The 17211-nt window shown below is 71.7% G+C and carries 21 protein-coding genes; 11 read left to right on the top strand and 10 right to left on the bottom strand.

Features of this window, described 5'->3' with window-relative positions; all coding sequences use genetic code 11:
- Positions 1-246: 246 nt before the first annotated feature.
- The 3 genes from ACWD12_RS12010 to ACWD12_RS12000 all read right to left on the bottom strand — a co-directional run bounded on the left by ACWD12_RS12010 (position 247) and on the right by ACWD12_RS12000 (position 2755).
- The gene (locus ACWD12_RS12010; protein WP_358363932.1) at positions 247-933 is read right to left on the bottom strand and encodes a hypothetical protein; all 687 of its coding nucleotides are present in this window, start codon (positions 931-933) and stop codon (positions 247-249) included.
- A 127-nt stretch (positions 934-1060) separates the two neighbouring features.
- Positions 1061-2209: a carboxylate-amine ligase gene (locus ACWD12_RS12005; RefSeq protein ID WP_450099434.1), complete on the bottom strand. Its 1149-nt coding sequence runs from the start codon at positions 2207-2209 to the stop codon at positions 1061-1063.
- 159 nt (positions 2210-2368) lie between these two features.
- Positions 2369-2755, bottom strand: a complete 387-nt coding sequence (locus tag ACWD12_RS12000) for an HGxxPAAW family protein (RefSeq protein ID WP_450099433.1) — start codon at positions 2753-2755, stop codon at positions 2369-2371.
- A gap of 395 nt (positions 2756-3150) precedes the next feature.
- Here ACWD12_RS12000 and ACWD12_RS11995 point away from each other — a divergent pair, with 395 nt between their 5' ends.
- The gene (locus tag ACWD12_RS11995) at positions 3151-3336 is read left to right on the top strand and encodes a hypothetical protein (protein WP_450099432.1); all 186 of its coding nucleotides are present in this window, start codon (positions 3151-3153) and stop codon (positions 3334-3336) included.
- Positions 3337-3455: 119 nt separating this feature from the next.
- The gene (locus ACWD12_RS11990) at positions 3456-3638 is read left to right on the top strand and encodes a hypothetical protein (protein WP_450099431.1); all 183 of its coding nucleotides are present in this window, start codon (positions 3456-3458) and stop codon (positions 3636-3638) included.
- A gap of 357 nt (positions 3639-3995) precedes the next feature.
- Here ACWD12_RS11990 and ACWD12_RS11985 read toward each other — a convergent pair whose 3' ends face one another.
- A complete protein-coding gene (locus tag ACWD12_RS11985; RefSeq protein ID WP_358363938.1) occupies positions 3996-4262 on the bottom strand; it encodes a DUF4235 domain-containing protein in 267 nt (88 codons plus the stop codon).
- A gap of 235 nt (positions 4263-4497) precedes the next feature.
- Between ACWD12_RS11985 and ACWD12_RS11980 the strand changes: the two genes are divergently transcribed.
- The 3 genes from ACWD12_RS11980 to ACWD12_RS11970 all read left to right on the top strand — a co-directional run bounded on the left by ACWD12_RS11980 (position 4498) and on the right by ACWD12_RS11970 (position 7640).
- Positions 4498-5706, top strand: coding sequence for an NAD(P)/FAD-dependent oxidoreductase (locus ACWD12_RS11980; RefSeq protein WP_450099430.1), 1209 nt, complete (start codon positions 4498-4500; stop codon positions 5704-5706).
- Positions 5707-5795: 89 nt separating this feature from the next.
- A complete protein-coding gene (locus tag ACWD12_RS11975) occupies positions 5796-6767 on the top strand; it encodes an RNA polymerase sigma-70 factor (RefSeq protein ID WP_450099646.1) in 972 nt (323 codons plus the stop codon).
- 237 nt (positions 6768-7004) lie between these two features.
- Positions 7005-7640 (top strand): hypothetical protein, encoded by a 636-nt coding sequence (locus ACWD12_RS11970; protein WP_450099429.1) that lies wholly within the window; start codon positions 7005-7007, stop codon positions 7638-7640.
- Positions 7641-7642: 2 nt separating this feature from the next.
- Here ACWD12_RS11970 and ACWD12_RS11965 read toward each other — a convergent pair whose 3' ends face one another.
- Complete coding sequence (locus tag ACWD12_RS11965; RefSeq protein WP_450099428.1) at positions 7643-8194, bottom strand: anthrone oxygenase family protein; 552 nt, start codon at positions 8192-8194, stop codon at positions 7643-7645.
- A 172-nt stretch (positions 8195-8366) separates the two neighbouring features.
- Here ACWD12_RS11965 and ACWD12_RS11960 point away from each other — a divergent pair, with 172 nt between their 5' ends.
- The 3 genes from ACWD12_RS11960 to ACWD12_RS11950 all read left to right on the top strand — a co-directional run bounded on the left by ACWD12_RS11960 (position 8367) and on the right by ACWD12_RS11950 (position 9759).
- Complete coding sequence (locus ACWD12_RS11960; RefSeq protein WP_450099427.1) at positions 8367-8753, top strand: hypothetical protein; 387 nt, start codon at positions 8367-8369, stop codon at positions 8751-8753.
- A gap of 109 nt (positions 8754-8862) precedes the next feature.
- Entirely contained in the window at positions 8863-9039 is a 177-nt protein-coding gene (locus ACWD12_RS11955; RefSeq protein WP_358354417.1) for an SPOR domain-containing protein, read from the top strand.
- 231 nt (positions 9040-9270) lie between these two features.
- Entirely contained in the window at positions 9271-9759 is a 489-nt protein-coding gene (locus tag ACWD12_RS11950; protein WP_358354414.1) for a hypothetical protein, read from the top strand.
- A 111-nt stretch (positions 9760-9870) separates the two neighbouring features.
- Here the strand turns inward: ACWD12_RS11950 and ACWD12_RS11945 are convergent, their stop codons facing one another.
- Positions 9871-12327 carry a tetratricopeptide repeat protein gene (locus ACWD12_RS11945; RefSeq protein WP_450099426.1) on the bottom strand — a complete coding sequence of 819 codons (2457 nt, stop codon included), beginning with the start codon at positions 12325-12327 and terminating at the stop codon, positions 9871-9873.
- 210 nt (positions 12328-12537) lie between these two features.
- On the opposite strand from ACWD12_RS11945, the gene ACWD12_RS11940 reads away from it, so the two are divergent.
- Complete coding sequence (locus tag ACWD12_RS11940) at positions 12538-12993, top strand: carboxymuconolactone decarboxylase family protein (protein WP_358354409.1); 456 nt, start codon at positions 12538-12540, stop codon at positions 12991-12993.
- A gap of 115 nt (positions 12994-13108) precedes the next feature.
- Positions 13109-13603, top strand: coding sequence for an iron chaperone (locus tag ACWD12_RS11935; RefSeq protein WP_358354406.1), 495 nt, complete (start codon positions 13109-13111; stop codon positions 13601-13603).
- Positions 13604-13723: 120 nt separating this feature from the next.
- Here the strand turns inward: ACWD12_RS11935 and ACWD12_RS11930 are convergent, their stop codons facing one another.
- The 3 genes from ACWD12_RS11930 to ACWD12_RS11920 all read right to left on the bottom strand — a co-directional run bounded on the left by ACWD12_RS11930 (position 13724) and on the right by ACWD12_RS11920 (position 15398).
- Positions 13724-14017: a DUF6355 family natural product biosynthesis protein gene (locus tag ACWD12_RS11930; RefSeq protein WP_358354403.1), complete on the bottom strand. Its 294-nt coding sequence runs from the start codon at positions 14015-14017 to the stop codon at positions 13724-13726.
- Positions 14018-14558: 541 nt separating this feature from the next.
- Positions 14559-14855 (bottom strand): EF-hand domain-containing protein, encoded by a 297-nt coding sequence (locus ACWD12_RS11925; RefSeq protein WP_358354400.1) that lies wholly within the window; start codon positions 14853-14855, stop codon positions 14559-14561.
- 159 nt (positions 14856-15014) lie between these two features.
- A complete protein-coding gene (locus tag ACWD12_RS11920) occupies positions 15015-15398 on the bottom strand; it encodes a hypothetical protein (RefSeq protein WP_450099425.1) in 384 nt (127 codons plus the stop codon).
- 624 nt (positions 15399-16022) lie between these two features.
- Here ACWD12_RS11920 and ACWD12_RS11915 point away from each other — a divergent pair.
- A complete protein-coding gene (locus tag ACWD12_RS11915; RefSeq protein WP_450099424.1) occupies positions 16023-16460 on the top strand; it encodes a hypothetical protein in 438 nt (145 codons plus the stop codon).
- Between the two features lie 101 nt (positions 16461-16561).
- On the opposite strand, the gene ACWD12_RS11910 is transcribed toward ACWD12_RS11915, so the two are convergent.
- The gene (locus ACWD12_RS11910; RefSeq protein ID WP_450099423.1) at positions 16562-17200 is read right to left on the bottom strand and encodes a hypothetical protein; all 639 of its coding nucleotides are present in this window, start codon (positions 17198-17200) and stop codon (positions 16562-16564) included.
- Between the last annotated feature and the right edge of the window lie 11 nt (positions 17201-17211).

The raw sequence follows: 17211 nt of genomic DNA, 5'->3' as shown, positions 1-17211 counted from the left end.
CACGTTCACCCGCCGCGGCCCCGTTCGGTTGCCGCAGCCCCGTTCGGTTGCCGGTGTGTGATCACCGGCTCCGCGATCCTTCCGCGCGTAAACGTAGTCGGTGTCCGCGGCGAATCGCATGATGACGTGGGGCTGAGGGGGACGAAGGGCTCCCGCACGGCGGGCGCTGCCGCGGAGTCGAGTCCGAGCAGCCATCAGTTGCCCGAACTCCTCGACGCCTTCCGTGGCTCACCCGTCACTTACCCGTCACTCACCCGTCCTACGGCTGTGGGCCGGCTCCCCCGGCTTGCTCTCCCATTGAGCCTCGCCTTCCTCCGCTGCCTCCGCGTCCCGTACTTCCGGCGCGTCCGGGCGGAACGTGGGCGTCAGCATGCCAAGCCGCATCTCCTCAAGGCGCTTGGCCTGGTCCTCGGCACGATCGACGAGGCGATGCAGTTCGGCCTCGGACAGCCGGTCGTCGTGCTCGGCCACCGCGCGCAGGGTGCGCCAGCACGCCGCCTTCGTCTCGACGCCGGCGCGCATGGCCTCGAGTTCGACGACGGCACTCAGCGGGGAGCGGCTCATGAGACGGCCGTTCGGCTTGAGTCGCCCCGCTCGCTCGGCGACCCAGGCGAACGCGGATTTCGCCTGCGGCAGGGAGAAGCCGAGGTCGATCATCATGCGCCGCAGGGTCTCGCGGTCCTCCGCGATCTCCTGGGCGAACGCGGACAGCGGAGGTCCGTAGGCCTCGTTCTTGTGGACGTCGGCGATCCGGCGGGCGAGGGCCAAGCCGCCGGTAGCTCCGGCGAAGTGGTCGCCCAGGTAGATGCCGAGCAGGCGGTCGGCCTCGGCGTTGTCGTCGGCGCGGCGGTTCACCGGGAGCCCCCGGTACCACATCACCCTGGTGACACCGGGCGGTGCTGTTTGCGATTTCGGCATCGTACGTCCCGCCATGACGGCCTCCATCTGTCGTCTACGTCGTTGTTTCCGATCGGGCGGATACCCGCGTTGTGCGCGCTGATACGCGATCGCACCATCCCGTGCGCGGCGCGGTTTGGCGACCACGGCGCGCAACCCGGCGTCAGCGCGCGCCCTGGGTCTCCGCGACCAGCAGGTCCACGACGTCGTCGAGCCCCGTGTCGTCCGCGACGGCGCGCAGCCGGTGCGCCGCACCACCACCCGCAAGCTCGCGGTCGACAAGGTCCGCAACAGTCGCCCAGTCGCCGACCGCCTCCAAGGCGCCGCGGAAACGCTCCAGCAGAGTGTGTACGACCTGGGCCGCCGGCGCCGCCCTCCGGTCGATGGGATTCAGCAGGTCACCGCGCAGACCGGAACGAGCCGCACGCCATGTGGCGGCGCGCAGCCACTCGGGGCGCACCGCCTGAACGGTCGGCGCCGCCGGCGCTGCCGACGCCGCTTGCACCGCTGGCGCCGCACTCTCACCGGGGGCGGTACCGCCATCCCGCACTGCCTCGCACGCGTCGACGACCATGGCGCGGAAGAGCCCGGCGATCATCACCACCGTGTCCACGGCGGGGCACGCATCGCACACGCGCAGTTCCAGCGTGTCCTGGTGGGCCGACAGGCGGAGGTCGAAGTAGACCATGCCCGAATCGGCGATCACCTTCGCCTGTATCAGCTCGTCGACCATGGCTTCGTACTCCGCGGCCGAGGCGTACGCCCCCGGCGGTCCGGAGGTGGGCCACCGCTGCATGACCAGGTTGCGCCAGCTCGCGTACCCGGTGTCCGCGCCCAGCCAGAACGGCGAACTCGCGGAGAGGGCGAGCAGCACCGGCACCCAGGGGGCAAGCCGGGCCATGGCCTGGACGCCGGTGTCCCGGTCGGGCACGTCCACGTGCACCTGTGCCGCGCAGATCATTTGCTCGTCCGCGACAGCCGCGTACTCCTCCATCATCCGGGCGTAGCGCGATGTGGGGGTTGCGTCCAGCGTGCCGGTCCGGGTCTGCGGCGGGGCGCCCGCGGCCATGACGCCGAGGCCCAGCGGCGCCGCGGTCTCCGCCAGCAGCAGCCGGGTGCTCGCCAGGTCGGTGCGGAGCGAGTCGAGCGTGTCGTGCACGCGGCTGTTCGTCTCCACGACGGACTGCTGGAGTTCCCGGACGAACGTCCGGTCCGGCAGGCGTTCCAGCAGGCCGGACGCCGCGGAGACCGGCATTCCGGTGGACAGGTCCACGATGTGGAACTCTTCCTCGACCCCGATCCGGACCGGCACGACGCTCCTTCAACTTCAACTTCGGCCTTTCGGCCCTTCGGCCTTTTGGCCTTTTGGCCTTTTTCGGGCATTTCAGCTCTTCAGCTTCGGCGGACATACGCACGGCAGTCGACCCGGCGGCTCCGGCCGCACCCCTGGCAGCACGCCAACCGCAGCACCTCAGCTGCGCCGGCGTGCGGCTTCGTGGGCGCCTTCATGAGCGCCTGCGCGGGCGCCTGCGCCGCCGGCGGTCCACTGCCGGGCGCCGCCCTCATCCACGTACTGGTCGCGCAGTTCGACGTCGCCCTCCTGGTGGTAGCCGGGCGGGACCCCGAACCCGAACATCGACAGGACCTTGCCGAGCACGGCGCCAACCGCCGCCACCCCGACACCGGTCCAGAACAGCCACGGTTCGGCCAGCGGCAGTGCCACCGCGGCGACGACGCAACCCGCCAGGATCACGGCCACCCCGATCCAGGCGGCCGAGCTGTGGCCCGCGTTGCCGGTACGGATGTCCCCGCGCCCGTACCGCTCCCGCGCCCTCTCGCGCTGGTCGTGGCTCGTCATACGTGTGCCTCCATCCGTGAGCCTGCAGCTCCTCGAGCCCTGGACTTCCTCACCTCCCCGCGGAGCGCCGCTACCCGCCCGGGCCGATCCGATACGCATCCGACCCCGTTCACCGCAACCACGCCAATCCTCGGCGGCAACGGCGGCCACAGCAGCGCCGCCCGCCCCCGGCGATGTTTCGGTGCGGCGGCCATGGCCACCCGCACGGCACGAAGGCCCACAACAACGGGGGTGTCCTGTGGTTTCATTCGGATACCTTCTCGACACCGAGGAATTCACCCCCGCCCAGTTGCTGGAACAGGCCGATGGCCGAGGACGCCGGGTTCACCCACCTGGCCACGTCCACGCGTCCTGCTCAACGGTGCGTTCCGTGTGGCCCTCGGTACCGCGAGGCGTTGAACGAGCACATCCTCGGCGAAATCCCCTTGTGCTTATCAGGGTTCGGCGCGGAATCGGCGGCAATGGCGGGACGCGTCGGCGACGAATTCATCATCATGGGACCGGACACGGAGGCCCTTCGGCGCTTCCGCGATGCCGGCGGCGAGGACAAGCCGGTCCTCGGCGGGCTGAAGGCGCACTGAGGCACCGACCGCGCCCAGGCGGTCAAGACCGTGCACCGCCTGTGGCCCGACGAGCAACTGCCCGGGGAGTTGGGTCAGAATCCTTCCGACGCCTCGACACTTCCGAGCAGGCTGCGGAGTTGGTGACCGAGGAGATGGTGGGGCGCAACGTGCCGTGCGGCGACGACCCGGCGGAACACCGGGCGGCGGTACGGGAGTACGCGGAAGCGGGCTTCGACGAGTTCTACGTCGGCCGGCTCGGCCCCCAGCAGGAAGGGTTCTTCGACTTCTACCGGCCCGAAGTTCTGGCTGCCTTCGGGTAGTTGCGTCCGGCACGTACGTCTCCCGCCCCAGCTTCCGATGCATGTCAGCCGGTCCGATGTGCGTCGGCCCGAGTTCGTACGGCTGTTTCCCGAGTGGCTCCGCCGGCACCGGGTAGCGGCGTCGCAGAGGTACCCGGGACAACCGGCCGGACCGACCGTTCCGGCCTTGGTGCAGACAACGGGTCGTACCTTCGCCGTAGAACGCGTGCCGACCGGTCGCCATCGGGTCCTCACCGGATATGGACGGGCAGCGCTGCCCGCGGTTCCCGCGGGCAGCGCCCTGCCGCCACCGGCCGCTACCGGCCAACAGGCCTTCCCGGCCGACAGCCAGACCTCTCAGCCGTCAGCCGTCAGCCGTCAGCCGGGCCAGGTACCCGTCATCCGGCGCACCGCTGTCGCGCCGCCTCGGTCGGTGGCCGCCTTCACAGCCGCGAATATGGCGCCCTGCAGAGCCGCCGCAAGGAGCACCTCGCGCCACCGGCGGTCCTCGTCGGTGGCGTCAGGCGCGTCCTTCTCGTGGCCGAGAACCTTCCAGACTTGCTTGAACACGGCCCCCGCGGCCATCCCGCTCAGCGCCCCCGCCAGCAGACCCACCGGCTTGTACGCGATTTTCGCGGTGTTCATCGCACATCTCCCTCCACCCGTCGGCCGATCTTCGTCCGGCGGCTACCCGAGACACCGCACTTCACCCGCACTCGGACCCGCCGGTGACGCGCGTCCGCCGTCACTCACCCCTCCCCCGCACACCCTGTGGCGCGGGTCACATCAGCCCCATGTCACGAATCGAGGGCCGACTTCCATCTGGTGGTCATCAGCAAGCGCGGAACAGGCGCAGCACAGGCGCTAAAGGAGCGGACCGATGACCACACAGAACGAATCCACTGCCACCACCGCCCACCGCATCGTCGTACTGGGCGCGGGATACGCGGGGATGTCCGCGGCGGTCCAGCTCGCGGCCCGGACGAAGAAGCGCGAGGACGTGCAGGTCACCCTGGTGAACCCGGACGAGCGCTTCACCGAGCGGATGCGGCTGCACATGGCGGCCACCGGCCGGACGCTCGCCGAGCTGGACATCCGAAGCCTGCTGGAAGGCACCGGGGCCCGCTTCGTCCGCGGCTGGGTGACCGGGCTGGACGCGGACGCCAAGGTCGTTCGGGTCGACGACGAGCTGAATCTTCCGTACGACACCCTGGTGTACGCCCTTGGTGCCGCCTCCGACGTGTCGGCCGTGCCCGGCGTGGAGGATCACGCGTACACCCTCGGCGGCGCACACGACGCCGAGCTGCTGGCCGACCGGCTTGCCCGGCTGGCCGCCGGCGGCACGGCGGCCGTCGTGGGCACCGGGTTGACCGGCGTCGAATCGGCGGCGGAGATCGCCGAGCGTCATCCGCACCTGGACGTGGTGCTGCTGGGCCGCGGCGAGCCGGGCGCGGCCATGAACGCGAAGGCCCGGACGTACCTGCGCTCGGCGCTCGACCGCCTGGGCGTCCGGGTCCTGAGCGGCGTCGAGGTGGCCAAGGTGCTGCCCGATGTGGTGGAACTGTCCGACGGGGCGGGCATCGCGGCCGATGTCGTGCTGTGGACCGGCGGCACTCGGGTGTCACCGATGGCGGCCGCCGCGGGTCTGGCCGTCGACGAGCGTGGGCGCATCCGCACCGACGCGGCGCTGCGTTCCACGTCCCATCCCGCGGTGTACGCGGTGGGCGACGCCGCGGCCGTGCACCAGGGCTACGGCGTCATGCACGGCACCTGCCAGGGCGGCATGCCGACCGGGGTGCACGCCGCCATGTCGATCCTGCGCGAGCTGAAGGGCAGGCAACCCAAGCCGTTCCGGTTCGGGTACTACCACACGCCGGTGAGCCTGGGCCGCAACGACGCGGTCGTGCAGTTCACCCGCCCCGACGACAGCCCGCGGCGGGCGTACCTCACCGGCCGAAAGGCCGTCTGGTACAAGGAGACGGTGACAGCCGCACCATGGCCGACTTTCGACCGCATGAAGAAGATCCCCGCCTCGGGCGCGTTCTGGCCGCACGGCGGCCGCTTCACGCGGATCCGGGGCACGCGGTGACCCGGCGCGACGCCGACAAGGGCGCCGACACCGACACCAACGACGAGACCGACAGCAACAGCAACAGCAACAGCAACAGCAACAGGACCATCGACGGGGCCACCCCGGGGACGAACCCAGGGGCCACGGACGCCGACGTCTTCCACGACAACCGCAACCTGCTGTTCTCCGTGGCGTACCGCATCCTCGGCACCGCCGCCGATGCCGAGGACGCGGTCCAGGACGCCTGGATCAAGTGGGCCGCCGCGGACCGCACCCGGGTCGCCGACCCCAAGGCGTACCACACGCGCATCGTGTCGAACCTTGCCCTCGAACGGCTGCGGTCCACCCGGCACAAGCGGGAAACCTATGTCGGCCCCTGGCTTCCCGAGCCCGTCCTGACCAGCGCCGCGGCCCGCGACACCGTCGTTGCCGCCGGTACTGCCGACACCGCCGACCTCGTCGTCGGCGCCGAGTCCGTGTCGATGGCCATGCTGGTCGTCCTGGAGACGCTCAGCCCTCTGGAACGCGCGGTGTTCGTGCTGAAGGAGGTGTTCGGTTTCGGCCACGCCGAGATCGCCGGGGCGGTCGAGCGTTCCGAGGCCGCGGTACGCCAGGCCGCGCACCGCGCTCGCGAGCACGTACGCGCCCGGCGGCCCCGCTTCACCGCCGACCGGTCGCGGCAACGCGAGGTCACCGAGCGCTTCTTCGCCGCCGCGACCGGCGGCGACGTCAACGCCCTGATGGAGCTGCTGTCCCCCGACGTCACCTTGTGGACCGACGGCGGCGGCAAGGTACGCCAGGCCCTGCGTCCGATCTTCGGTGCGGAGACGGTGGCCGGCTGGTTCGCGGCGATCGGCACGGTCACCTACCAGGGCATCGACCCCGCCGACATGAAGGCCGAGTTGGCGGAGATCAACGGCGGTCCCGGCATGGTGTTCAGCGGTCCGGACCGGGTGATCGCCACGGTCACCTTCGACTTCGACGCCGAAGGCCGCATCACCGCCGTCCACAACGTCGCCAACCCCGACAAACTCCACGACATCGGCAGCGGCACCACACGTGAGCTGGGGACGAACTGACCGACCCGGACCCGGACCCGGGACACCGGGTCCGGTCCCCGCCGTCCGGCGCCCCCGGCACGCGGACGGACGGACACGGCCGACACGGACACGGCCGAAACGTGCCGGGGTGAAACGGGCAGGGTCGAAACGTGCAGGGCCGACAGCGGCGTGTCCGCTGTCGGACGACGGAACTACGCTGGCCCCGGTTCCGGTCCTGCCGCACTTCGGAGGCGCGCTGTGGGTGGTCGCTCGTTCATGCTCGCAACACGAATCCCGATGGAACGGGACGGGTTCGACGCCTGGCTCGCGGCACCGCTGCCCGGTCTCGACGCCATCGCCGACCCGCGGGCGATGTACGCCGGGTGGGGCGCCGACGGATCAGTCCCCGACTGGGACCTGACCGAACTCGCCGACTACCCGGCGGCGGTCGCCGCGATCCGCGCCGACCGGGAGAGGACACCGCTCGAACTGCTGGCCGCCCGCGCGGCCGGGGGCTTCACGCTGGCCCGCCACCACGATGGGGCCCTCGAGATCTACCTGTACGACTACCACGGCGAGTCGTCCACGACGCACACCGAGCTCCTGATGCTGGCCGGCGCGGGACGCTTCGCGCGGCCCGGCACCGAGTCGCCGGTGATGTTCTGGGGCGGTGACGTCGACCCGGGGCTGCCGCCGCGGGGCCACCTGCCGCTTGTGGTGATGGTCGTCGTCGGCAGCGGGCCGGCCCGGTTCGTGGAGACGTACCCCGTCCACGAACTGACGGACAGTCTGCGGACGGTCGAGCAGGCGTTCCTCGCCGCGGTCGTCGAGGGCGACGCCGAGTCGTACGGCTGGGACCCGTCCCAGGTGCTCGATCCGGCGATACGCGCCGTCGTGCCTGCCCGGGACTGAACTCAGGCCCCGTCGGTGTGCCCGGCACGCGCGCGACCGCGCAGCAGGATCGCGTACGACATCGCGCCGATCGCCGCGGTCGCCAACAGCGTGCGGACGATGTTCCAGGCGATCCACGGGTCCTCGAAGTCGGCGCGTACGGCCGCCGGGTCGGCTATCGCCGACGGCGCTCCGGCGTCGGAGAGGTCCTCGTTGAGCGGGATGTTGAACGCGACGGTGGTGACGATGCTGAGCGTGTACAGCACGAGGGCGGTCACGATCCACCGCCCCACCGGGCCGCCGCCGCGGCGCCGCTGCATGATCGCGGCGGCGAGCGGGACCAGGAACGCGCCGAGGAAGCTGAGGAAGAACACCGGGTTCTCGATCGTGTCGTTGACCCGCTGGAGGAAGTCGATGAAAACGCGGTCGTCGGCGTCCGCGAGCGCCGGCATGATCGCACACGTGAAGCAGTAGTAGACGCCCGCGATCAGACCTATGAGCACGGTCGATGTGATGAGCACGGCGTCGAGGGCGTCGCGGCCGGTGCGGTGCGGGGATGCGGTCGAGGTATCCATGTGTCCCATTCAAGCGAGCGCGGACGAGCCTTCCCATCGCTCAGAAGCCAAGATGCATGTGCATCCGTCTCGCTGTTCGCCTACGACTCGCCATCCGCCTGCCGATTCGTCGCGCGCATGCGACTTGGCGCGCCCGGCGAGCCACATGCGTGTTGATCATGGATTTACGAGGATGCCGTTTCAGATTCAGCAGAACCTGACAGCAACCTTCGTCGTTGCACCATCCGTGGACGAACAGCTTGACATCGTCGTGATCGGTCCCGTGGATGCGGTCGAACGCACCAGGGCCCGGCTGACGGAGACCGGCGACCTGGCCGACGCGGAGCCGGTGCTGCCCGACGCGGACGACCCGACGCACGGCTCGTGCTGGATCCGCCTGGTCCCCCCGGACCGGACGCAGCCGCCGCCCGAACAGGCCGTGCGCCGGGGCGAGCCGGTGGGCCTGTTCGCGGCGCTGACCACCCTGCTGCGCCCGCGCCCCGGCGGCAGTTCCGGTCCGGGCCGGCACCGCGCATCGGGCTCCGGACCCGGCCGCGACTCCTCCGGGCCTCGCCAATGACCGACCCGCCAATGACCGGGGCTCGCCAGTGACCGGGGCTCGCCAGTGACCGGGCCCCCGCCCGGGGCGGGCGTACCGCGGCCGGGCCCTCTGCACCACAATTTCCGCCATGGACACACCGGTTCGATGGCAGGTCTGGCGGCAGGACGACAACGGGGCGCGGTTCCTCATCGCGTCGTACGACACCGAGGACGAGGCGCGCGCCCGCCTCGCGGCCGTCGAGGCCACCGGCGGCCACCACAAGCAGCTTTACTGGATGAACCGCTCCGACCGGAACGTCCGCTGAGCCGCTGCGACCCGGGCGGCACGACTCCGCGATTCTGCGGTCGTTCGTGTGCTTCCGCGTAGTAACATTCCGGGCCCCTGCTGTTTTTACTCCGTTGGGGCGCCGCGCTGTTCGCGCGGGGCTCGGAACATGATCAGGGGCATGATCAGGGCAGGGAACGGGGCGGGAAGGGCCGATACGAATGGTCGTGGGAATCGTGCGGAGGCTCGCACCGGGCACCGGGAGCACATCGTGAGCGGCGACCGGCGCCGGAGCAGGGCCGCGACGGAGACGAAGGCCGACGGGGCACGTGTGCGCCGCCAGCGGTCGCAGCCGGGCGCCGCCGTTCCCGCGCTCTCCTCGGAGGTCATCGAGGCGGCGCTGTACCGGGCCGCCGAGGGCGAACCGGCGGCCGAGGCGACGGCGTACATCCTCACCGAGGAGGGCTCTTTCGTACGCCAGGCGGATCTGTACGCGCTCTGCCTCGAATGGTCCGACGACGGCCGCTACGCGACCGTCCGGTGGCCCGTACTGCGTGAGTTGGTCACCCGGCCGGAGTCCCCCTACCAGGACGGGCCGCTGCGCACCCTGCTCCTGCTGTGCTGCTCGCTGCACGACGACGGCCCCGTACCGCTGACGCGCCTGTCGTCCCTGGACACGACCGAAGCGCGCATCGTCTCGCGCGGGATCCACATCGCGACCGGCAAGCTCACCCTGGCCCAGGCCTTGGGCACCGCGTAGCTCCGCGCAGCACCACCCGTCGCGGGCACCACGCAGCCCCGTAGACCCGTAGCCCGGCATGACGCGCCACCGCTCGGCACCGCCTTTCGGCGGTGCCTTGCGGCGGAGTCGTCAGACCGCGCTCGGCATGAGTTCGTGTACGAGGGCCCGTGCCGCTTCCCGGTGTTCGGCGGCCGCGGCCGGGTCCGAGGCGTCGAGCAGCACCGCCAGGCCCTCGTGGGCCTGTGCTTCCTCGTGTCGGTAGCCGAGTTCGGGTGCCTTCGCCAGGGCGTGGGCGTACAGCCGGCGGGCCTCGTCGGTGAGCCCGGCCAGTCGGCACGTCTCGGCGTAGCCGTTGAGGAAGCGGACCTTCCAGTGCTCCTCGAAGAGCTTGTCCAGCAGGGCGAAGGCCTCGCGGTGCCGGGCGAGCGCCTCGTCGTACCGGCCCATCCGCCGGAGTGCGACACCGAGGCAGTTCAGACACCACGCCTCGTTGTTCATGTGGCCGTCGGACCGGGCCAGGTCCAGCGCCTGCTGCAAGTGCTCGACCGCCTGGGCGGGTTCGTCGTCGGCGACGGCCACGCCGAGCGTGATCCGGGCGGTGAAGGTGGGCGGCCATGCCGGGTCCGCGGTCGGGATGTCCAGGACGCCGCGCGCCAACCGTGCCGCCTCCTCGCGCTGTCCCAGTTGCAGCAGCGCCCATGCCTCGGACGCCGATGCGTGTGCCGCGCCGGTCGGGCAGCCGGCGGCTTCGTACGACCTCCCGGCCAGCCGGAAGAATTCGAGCGGTTCCTCCGCGTACCCCTGATCCCACGTCAGATAGCCGCGCCGCATGGCCAGTTCCGCCTGCCCCCGGGTGGCCCCGGCCTGCGACAGCCGTGGTTCGGCGGCCTCGTACGCCGCGACGGCCTCGGCCATCCGGCCCGCGTTGTAGCGCGCGAAGCCCAAGTCGCTCTGCGCCTCGGCCTCGTGCAGCGGGTCGTCCAGGCGCCGTGCGGCGTCGAGCGACCGCTCGAACAGGTAGTTGAGATGCGTCGTGCCGCAGCGGCGCGCGAAGTAGGCGCGCATGAAGCGCGGCAGTTCGCACACGTGCGTGTCGGCACCGATCGCGGCCGCCGTCTCGAAGACGCCGATCAGGTTCTCGTACTCCGCGACCAGCCAGGCGAGCGCCTGGTTCTTGTCCGCGAACGGCGGCAGTTCGGCCGGTGGCCGGCCTGCCGAGGGCGGGCGGCTGGGCGACAGCGCGGCCAGCGCGGCGTCCGCGGCGGCGGTCGCGTGGACGTAGAAGTCGAGCATCCGGCGCAGGGCGCGTTCCCGGTCGGCCGGAGCGTCCTGCTCGGCACCGGTCTGGCGGGCGTGCCCGCGTACCAGGTCGTGCAGCCGGTAGCGGCCGACGGTCGGCTGCTGGACGAGGTGCGCGTCGAGCAGGTCTTCAAGGATGATCCGGGCGGTACGCACCGGTACGTCGGCAACCGCGGCGACGACGTACTCGTCGAACGACGGCCCCGGCAGGATCCCCAGCATGCGGAAGAGCCGGGCCTGCCCCCGGTCCAACTGCCGTACCGACATGGCCAGTGCGGCGTCGACCTCGCCGGTGCCCTGGGACAGCCGCTCGGCCAGGATGCCCACGGTCCAGCCCGGCCGGTGGCGCAGCCGGGCCGCGGCCAGCCGCAGCGCCAGCGGCAGGTGGCCGCACAGGCGCAGCACCTCGGCGGCGGATTCGGGGTCGCGGGCCAGTCGGCCTTCCGGTCCGGTGGGATCACCGCTCGCCCGGGCGAGTAGTTCGGCGCTCTCCTCCGGGCTCAGCACGTCCAGCGACACCGGGGGCACCTCGTCGAGGCCGAGCAGCCGGTTGCGGCTCGTGACCAGGGCGACGGAGGGGCCGGCGCCGGGCAGCAGGGGGCGGACCTGCTCGGCGTCGACGGCGTTGTCGAGGACCACCACCGCCCGCCGTCCCGCAAGTTCCGACCGCCAGCACGCGGCGAGTTGCTCCAGGCCCTCCTGCGGGACGCGCTCGGACGGGACGTCGAGCGCGCCGAGCAGCATGCGCAGCGCGGAATCGGCGCTGAGCGGTTCCTGCCCCTCGGTGAACCCGTGCAGGTCCACGTACAGCTGTGCGTCCGGGAACTGCTCGGCCAGCCGGTGTGCGGCGTGCACCGCCAGGGAGGTCTTCCCGACGCCCGCCATTCCGTCCAGGGCGACCACGCGGTGGCTGTCGACGGCGGCGAGCACCGCGGCGAGCGGGGCTTCTCGGCCGGTGAAGTCGGGTACGTCGCGCGGCAGGTCGTTGCGCGGCCGGGGTTGCACCTGCCGACTGGCTTTCGGGGGTGCGGGCAGCGGGTTCGAACAGCGGTCCCACAGCGGGCGCAGCGGGCGGGGGTCGCGCTTGACGAGACGGCAGAGCGCGACCACCGCGGGCCACGGGGGCACGGTCTGGCCCCCGAGGTAGCGCGACAGGGACGACGAGCTCAGGCCGGCATCGCGGGCGAGCGCGCGTACGCCGAGACCCGACAGCTCCTGGAGCCCGCGCAACCGCGCCGCGAGCTCTTCCTGCGGGTCGGCCGCTGTCCCACGCGGTCGCTCATCCATCGGATCACGCCTCTCTGTCCCGTACTCAGGAAAACTCTCGGGCCCGCATCGTCGCTGGTCAAGCCCGTTCCGGCTGTCCCACGGTGTCCCACGGCCGTCGCCGTGCGGCGGCGGCCCGGCTGTGATGGAGGCACACCCCGGGGGAACGGGGCCGAACCGGAGAAACGGATCCGACGAACGGATCCGGGACCAGAAGTGGAGCACACCGAGATGCAGCCTCGTATGCAGAACCCCGCGATGGTGCTGTCCGGCGCGATGCAGCCGATCCAGGAGATCTTCAAGGCCGTGCACTCGGGCGGCGTACCCGGGCAGACGCTGGAGCTGGTGCACCTGCGGGTCAGTCAGATCAACGGCTGCGGCGCGTGCGTCGACGGCGGCACGAAGAGCGCCCGCCGCGCCGGCGTGAGCGACGAGCGGCTGGCGGCGGTCGTCGCGTGGCGGGACACCCCGTACTTCAGCGACGAGGAGCGCGCCGCCCTTGCGCTGGCCGAGGCCGCGACGCGACAGGCCGACCGGCCCGACGCGGTGGGCGATGACATCTGGGACGCGGCCGCCACCTACTTCGACGAGAAGCAGCTCGCCGCGATCATCCTCATGATCGGCGTCACCAACATGTTCAACCGGCTCAATGCCACGACGCGCCAGATCGCCGGCGCCTGGGGATGACGTGCGGGAGCACTCTCCGACACTCCTGGGTATTACCAACAATCACTGACAAAGCTCCAAAAACCCACCAATCCGAACTGGCATCCCCCGCGGATCACTTCCAAGGAGATCAATCATGACCGGCACCGCGAAGACCACGAAGTCCACCGCCAAGCGCGCCGCCTCGGCCGACCCGTCGTACGACGGCTTCACCGCCGAAGAGCGCGCCGCCATGAAGGAGCACGCCCAGGAGATGAAGGCGACCTCGCGCCGCCGCGGCTCCGCCGCGGACAAGGCCGCCGAGGCCGAGGCGGCGGTCGTCGCGAAGATCGCGGAGATGCAGGACTCCGACCGCGAGATGGCCGAGCGCATCCACGCCGTCGTCAAGAAGAGCGCCCCCGAGCTCGCCCCGAAGCTCTGGTACGGCATGCCGGCCTACGCCAAGGACGGCAAGGTCCTGTGCTTCTTCCAGAGCGCGCAGAAGTTCAACGCCCGGTACGCGACCTTCGGCTTCAACGACGTGGCGACCCTCGACGACGGCGCCATGTGGCCGACCGCGTTCGCCCTCACCAAGCTCACCGCCGCCGACGAGCGCCGGATCGCCGACCTCGTGAAGAAGGCGGTCGGCTGACACACCGGCAACGGCAGCAGATTGGGGATCGGGCAGGAAGCCGCGCAGCACATGCGCACGGCTCCCCGCCCGGTCCCCAAAGCCGTTTCTCCGGGCCGGTCGACCGGGACCTGGACCAGGTCAGCAGAGGCGGCCGGTGTAGTGCGCGCCCTGGATCTTGTCCGCCGGGCCGAGCCAGGTGCGGCCCGGTGCGACACAGCGCTCGTAGTCGGGCGCCAGGGCCACCCTGACCGTGATCACGATGCGCGAGCCGTCGGACGTGCAGTGGTTGTAGTACGCGTCGGAACTCGTCTCGTAGAAGCCGCACGGGTTGCGCAGTACGGGCGCCGCGGTGGCGGTGGCGGTGCCCGCGGTGGCGAGTACGAGGGCGGCGGCGGAGGCGAGAGCGCAGGCGGTCGCGCGGCGAAGGTGCAAGGAAGGCTCCTGAGCAGGCAGTTCGGGACGGCGGGACGTATGCCCGCTTCCCTCGCGGGTGGTCGGACACCGGCCATGATCGCGACGCCCGTACGCGTGGTCGACCCGACACCGCTCCGTTCACCCGGTGGGGCGAGCGGGGGTCGACCGTTCGGAGCAACGGTCCGGTTGTGGCTGTCCGCGGTCGCCCTCCGAAGACAAGCTCAGATGCCTCGCCTCGGTTGCCTTGTTCGTGCACCCGGCCCGACGGCCCGGCTCAGGCGCCGAGGCCCGCCGAGCGGGCGCGACCCGTGCAGTGACCCGGCTCAGGTGACCGGCTCCGGCGCCGGACCGGGACCGGGCAGCGGGCCGGGGTTCGGACCCGGTTCGGGACGCGGCGCGGGCGGGGGCTCGGGGTCCGGCCCAGGTTGCGGCGGCGCGGGCGGCACGGGGTCCGGGCCGCCGGGGCCGGGGACGGGTCCGGGCAGCGGGCCCGGTTCGGGTCCCGGCCCCGGGCCGGGAGCGGGAGTGGGATTCGGGGGGACGGGGTCCGGCGGCGTGGTCACGGGCGTGTCCTCTCGTCGTCTTCGCGGCGGGCGTCCCAGACGTCGGTGCTCGCCTGCGGGCTCGTCTCGGTCCCCGCCTTCTCCATCAAGGCCAGGAACTCGTCGAAGCTGATGGAGCCCGAGCCGTCCGCGTCGTACGTGCGCAGCAGGTGCTCGGTGCCCGCGGCCTCCTCGTCGCGGCCGAGGTCCTGCAACGCCGCCATCAGCTCCTCGGAGTTCAGCACTCCGTCGTTGTTGAAGTCGTGCCGATGGAAGGCCTCGAAATAGCGGACCCGGTCGTCGTGGCTGGTCATGAGCCCTGCGCTCCTCACTGTGCCGATTGCTGTGCCTTTTGCTGAGCCGCGGGTCGTGGTCGGCGCTCTGCGGCTGCCCGCTCGACGGCGCCGTACACGTGTCCTCCACGGCCCCCCCGGCGACGACGCCTCCGCTCCTAGCCGCGGTCACGGTCACGGTCACCGCCACGGTCGTCGATCGCCCGGTCGAGCGAGGCCCGGTAGCGGCGTGCGGCCTGCCGATCGGCGGTGCCGGCCCGCGTGACGTCCAGGAAGGAACACCTGGTCCACGTGCGGCCACGCGGATCGGATGGATTCCTTGAGGCGTACCGACATCGCGTCGACCGCGGCGCTGTCCAGGCCGTCCGCCAGATCGATGCGCGCCGCGAGCAGCGTGGAGTGCAGGCCGAGCCGCATCGTGAGCAGCTGCGTCACCACGTCGATCTCCGGCTGCGCCGCTAGTGCTGTGGCCGGGAAGGTTTGCCGGTTCCTGGTGTTCGGTGCCGTGCATCGCAAGGCGCAGGCCCGAAGCTCGTACTCGGTCGTACTCGCGAGGGTCTGCAACGCGGCGAGGTGGGGTGCCGGGCGCCGGGAACCGGTGAACCTTTCCGGTCACAGCACTAGATGGCGCAGGATCGCCCGCTGCAGCCCCACGTCGGCAGCCTCGCCGATCAGCGGGTCGCGTGCCGCCCTGCCCAGCTGGTACGCGATGAACACCAGCAGGAGCCCGATCGACCGGCGATCGAGTGCGCGGCCTCGGAGAGCAACGCGGGGGCACCGGCCACCGCACCCGCGACGGCCTTCGCGGCTGCGATGAGGATGTTGGCCGCGAGGGCCACCCACACGGTCAGGCGGGTCCGGCATCGTGCGAAGGCGGCTCCGCCGCAGTGGCTTCGCCGGAGTTGTCGCCGCTCACGACAGCGTCGCCACCGTACGCCTCCGCGGCATGCGATCTCCGCATCGTGCCGCGCGGCTGCTTGGGGTGGGCGTCAGCGGGTAGCCGCGCGGCGACGGACCGGCGAACGGCCGGCTCCGTGGTGGCAGACCGACGGGCCGACGCGTGCCGCACAGGGCCTGCCGCGGGTCGGGCACCGAAGGCGCCGGACGGACCGGACGCACCGAAGAGGCCCCAGACCATCCAGGGCACCCCAAGAGCCCAGAGCAAGCGAGCAAGAGAGCAGAAGAGCCATGATCTTCGTTGGACTCCTCATCGCAGCGGCGGCCGCCGCGTTCGCGGCGCTGCTCATCGCGTACAACACCTCGGGCGGGCCCGAGTACACCGTGAGCATGTTCGACCAGGACATAGTCACCCTCAACAGCCTGGCGATCTTTGTGTCCGGGCTGGCGATCGCACTCATCTTCTGCGCCGGACTCGCCCTTGCGGCGAGCTGGCCGCGGACCCGCCGCCGGCTGGGCATGCAGCGTACGACCGACGCCGAGTTGCAGGCACGGGCGCAGCGGCGCGCCGACACCCACGAGTGGCAGTCCGACCCGTCGGTCAGCCCCGTGCGTACCAGTGCGGACCAGGCGACCCGGCAGCCGGACGAGCCCGGTGCCCCGGGCACACGACGACCCGACGGATCGAGCACTCCGGGTGCCGGCGAGGAACCGCCCCCGGTCCGCTGACCCGGTGAGTTGGCCTGTTTGGCCGGCTCGGCCTACTCGGGCGACCCGGGCTCGGGCGACTCGGGCTCAGGCGACTCGGGCGGCCCGCGCGGCCCGGGGACTCAGTCGTGGTCGTCGGACCACTGATGGGTCATCACGTAGTTGAGCGGCGACGCCAGCGCCGTGTGGGCGAGAACGGCGGCCAGCCGCTCCCAGCCCGCGAGCGTGAAGTGCCCCAGCAGCCAGAAGACCTGGATGCGATCGCCGCAGGCCCACAGCGGGCGCGGGCCGCGCTCGGTCGCGAACTCGCGCGCCCGTGGCGGCTGACCGGCGGCGAGGCGCGCGGCGTCCTCGGCACAGCACGGCACCGGCCGAGGCAGCAGCTGCGGCGACGGCTGCCACAGCGCGCTCACTTCGGCCGGGGCGTGGTGGGGGTCGAACAGGCACGGGGCCGTGTACCGGCCCGAGGCGTCCGGGCCGAAGCCCTCCCCCGGCCCGGCCGGGAGGCAGGCGCGGGCCTGCGCGAGTTGCGCGGTGAACCACCCGACCGGCGTCGGGTCGAGGAAGAGATCGGTCGGGTCGGGGGCGGCCCGCCAGGCATCCCGGATGCCGGCGGCGGCCAAGGTGCGCGACACCGCCGCGGCAGGCGAACCGAGCCTGGCCACCCGCGCCTCGACGTCGGCCAGCTCGGCGTCGAAACCGTCGAGTACGCGCAGCAGCACGGCGCGGGCCTGTGCCGCCTCTCGGTCGTGTGCGGGCACGCGCGTACTCC

It is taken from the genome of Streptodolium elevatio (genome assembly GCF_053592165.1).
This window is presented reverse-complemented; position numbering and strand designations above follow the sequence as displayed.

Coding starts and splice junctions, on each gene's coding strand:
- ACWD12_RS11915 (WP_450099424.1), top strand. CDS start 16,023: ATGATCTTCGTTGGACTCCTCATCGCAGCGGCGGCCGCCGCGTTCGCG.
- ACWD12_RS11945 (WP_450099426.1), bottom strand. CDS start 12,327: ATGGATGAGCGACCGCGTGGGACAGCGGCCGACCCGCAGGAAGAGCTC.
- ACWD12_RS11955 (WP_358354417.1), top strand. CDS start 8,863: ATGGACACACCGGTTCGATGGCAGGTCTGGCGGCAGGACGACAACGGG.
- ACWD12_RS12010 (WP_358363932.1), bottom strand. CDS start 933: ATGGCGGGACGTACGATGCCGAAATCGCAAACAGCACCGCCCGGTGTC.
- ACWD12_RS11985 (WP_358363938.1), bottom strand. CDS start 4,262: ATGAACACCGCGAAAATCGCGTACAAGCCGGTGGGTCTGCTGGCGGGG.
- ACWD12_RS11960 (WP_450099427.1), top strand. CDS start 8,367: ATGCCGTTTCAGATTCAGCAGAACCTGACAGCAACCTTCGTCGTTGCA.
- ACWD12_RS11965 (WP_450099428.1), bottom strand. CDS start 8,194: ATGGATACCTCGACCGCATCCCCGCACCGCACCGGCCGCGACGCCCTC.
- ACWD12_RS11980 (WP_450099430.1), top strand. CDS start 4,498: ATGACCACACAGAACGAATCCACTGCCACCACCGCCCACCGCATCGTC.
- ACWD12_RS12000 (WP_450099433.1), bottom strand. CDS start 2,755: ATGACGAGCCACGACCAGCGCGAGAGGGCGCGGGAGCGGTACGGGCGC.
- ACWD12_RS11935 (WP_358354406.1), top strand. CDS start 13,109: ATGACCGGCACCGCGAAGACCACGAAGTCCACCGCCAAGCGCGCCGCC.
- ACWD12_RS11925 (WP_358354400.1), bottom strand. CDS start 14,855: ATGACCAGCCACGACGACCGGGTCCGCTATTTCGAGGCCTTCCATCGG.
- ACWD12_RS11940 (WP_358354409.1), top strand. CDS start 12,538: ATGCAGCCTCGTATGCAGAACCCCGCGATGGTGCTGTCCGGCGCGATG.
- ACWD12_RS11970 (WP_450099429.1), top strand. CDS start 7,005: ATGCTCGCAACACGAATCCCGATGGAACGGGACGGGTTCGACGCCTGG.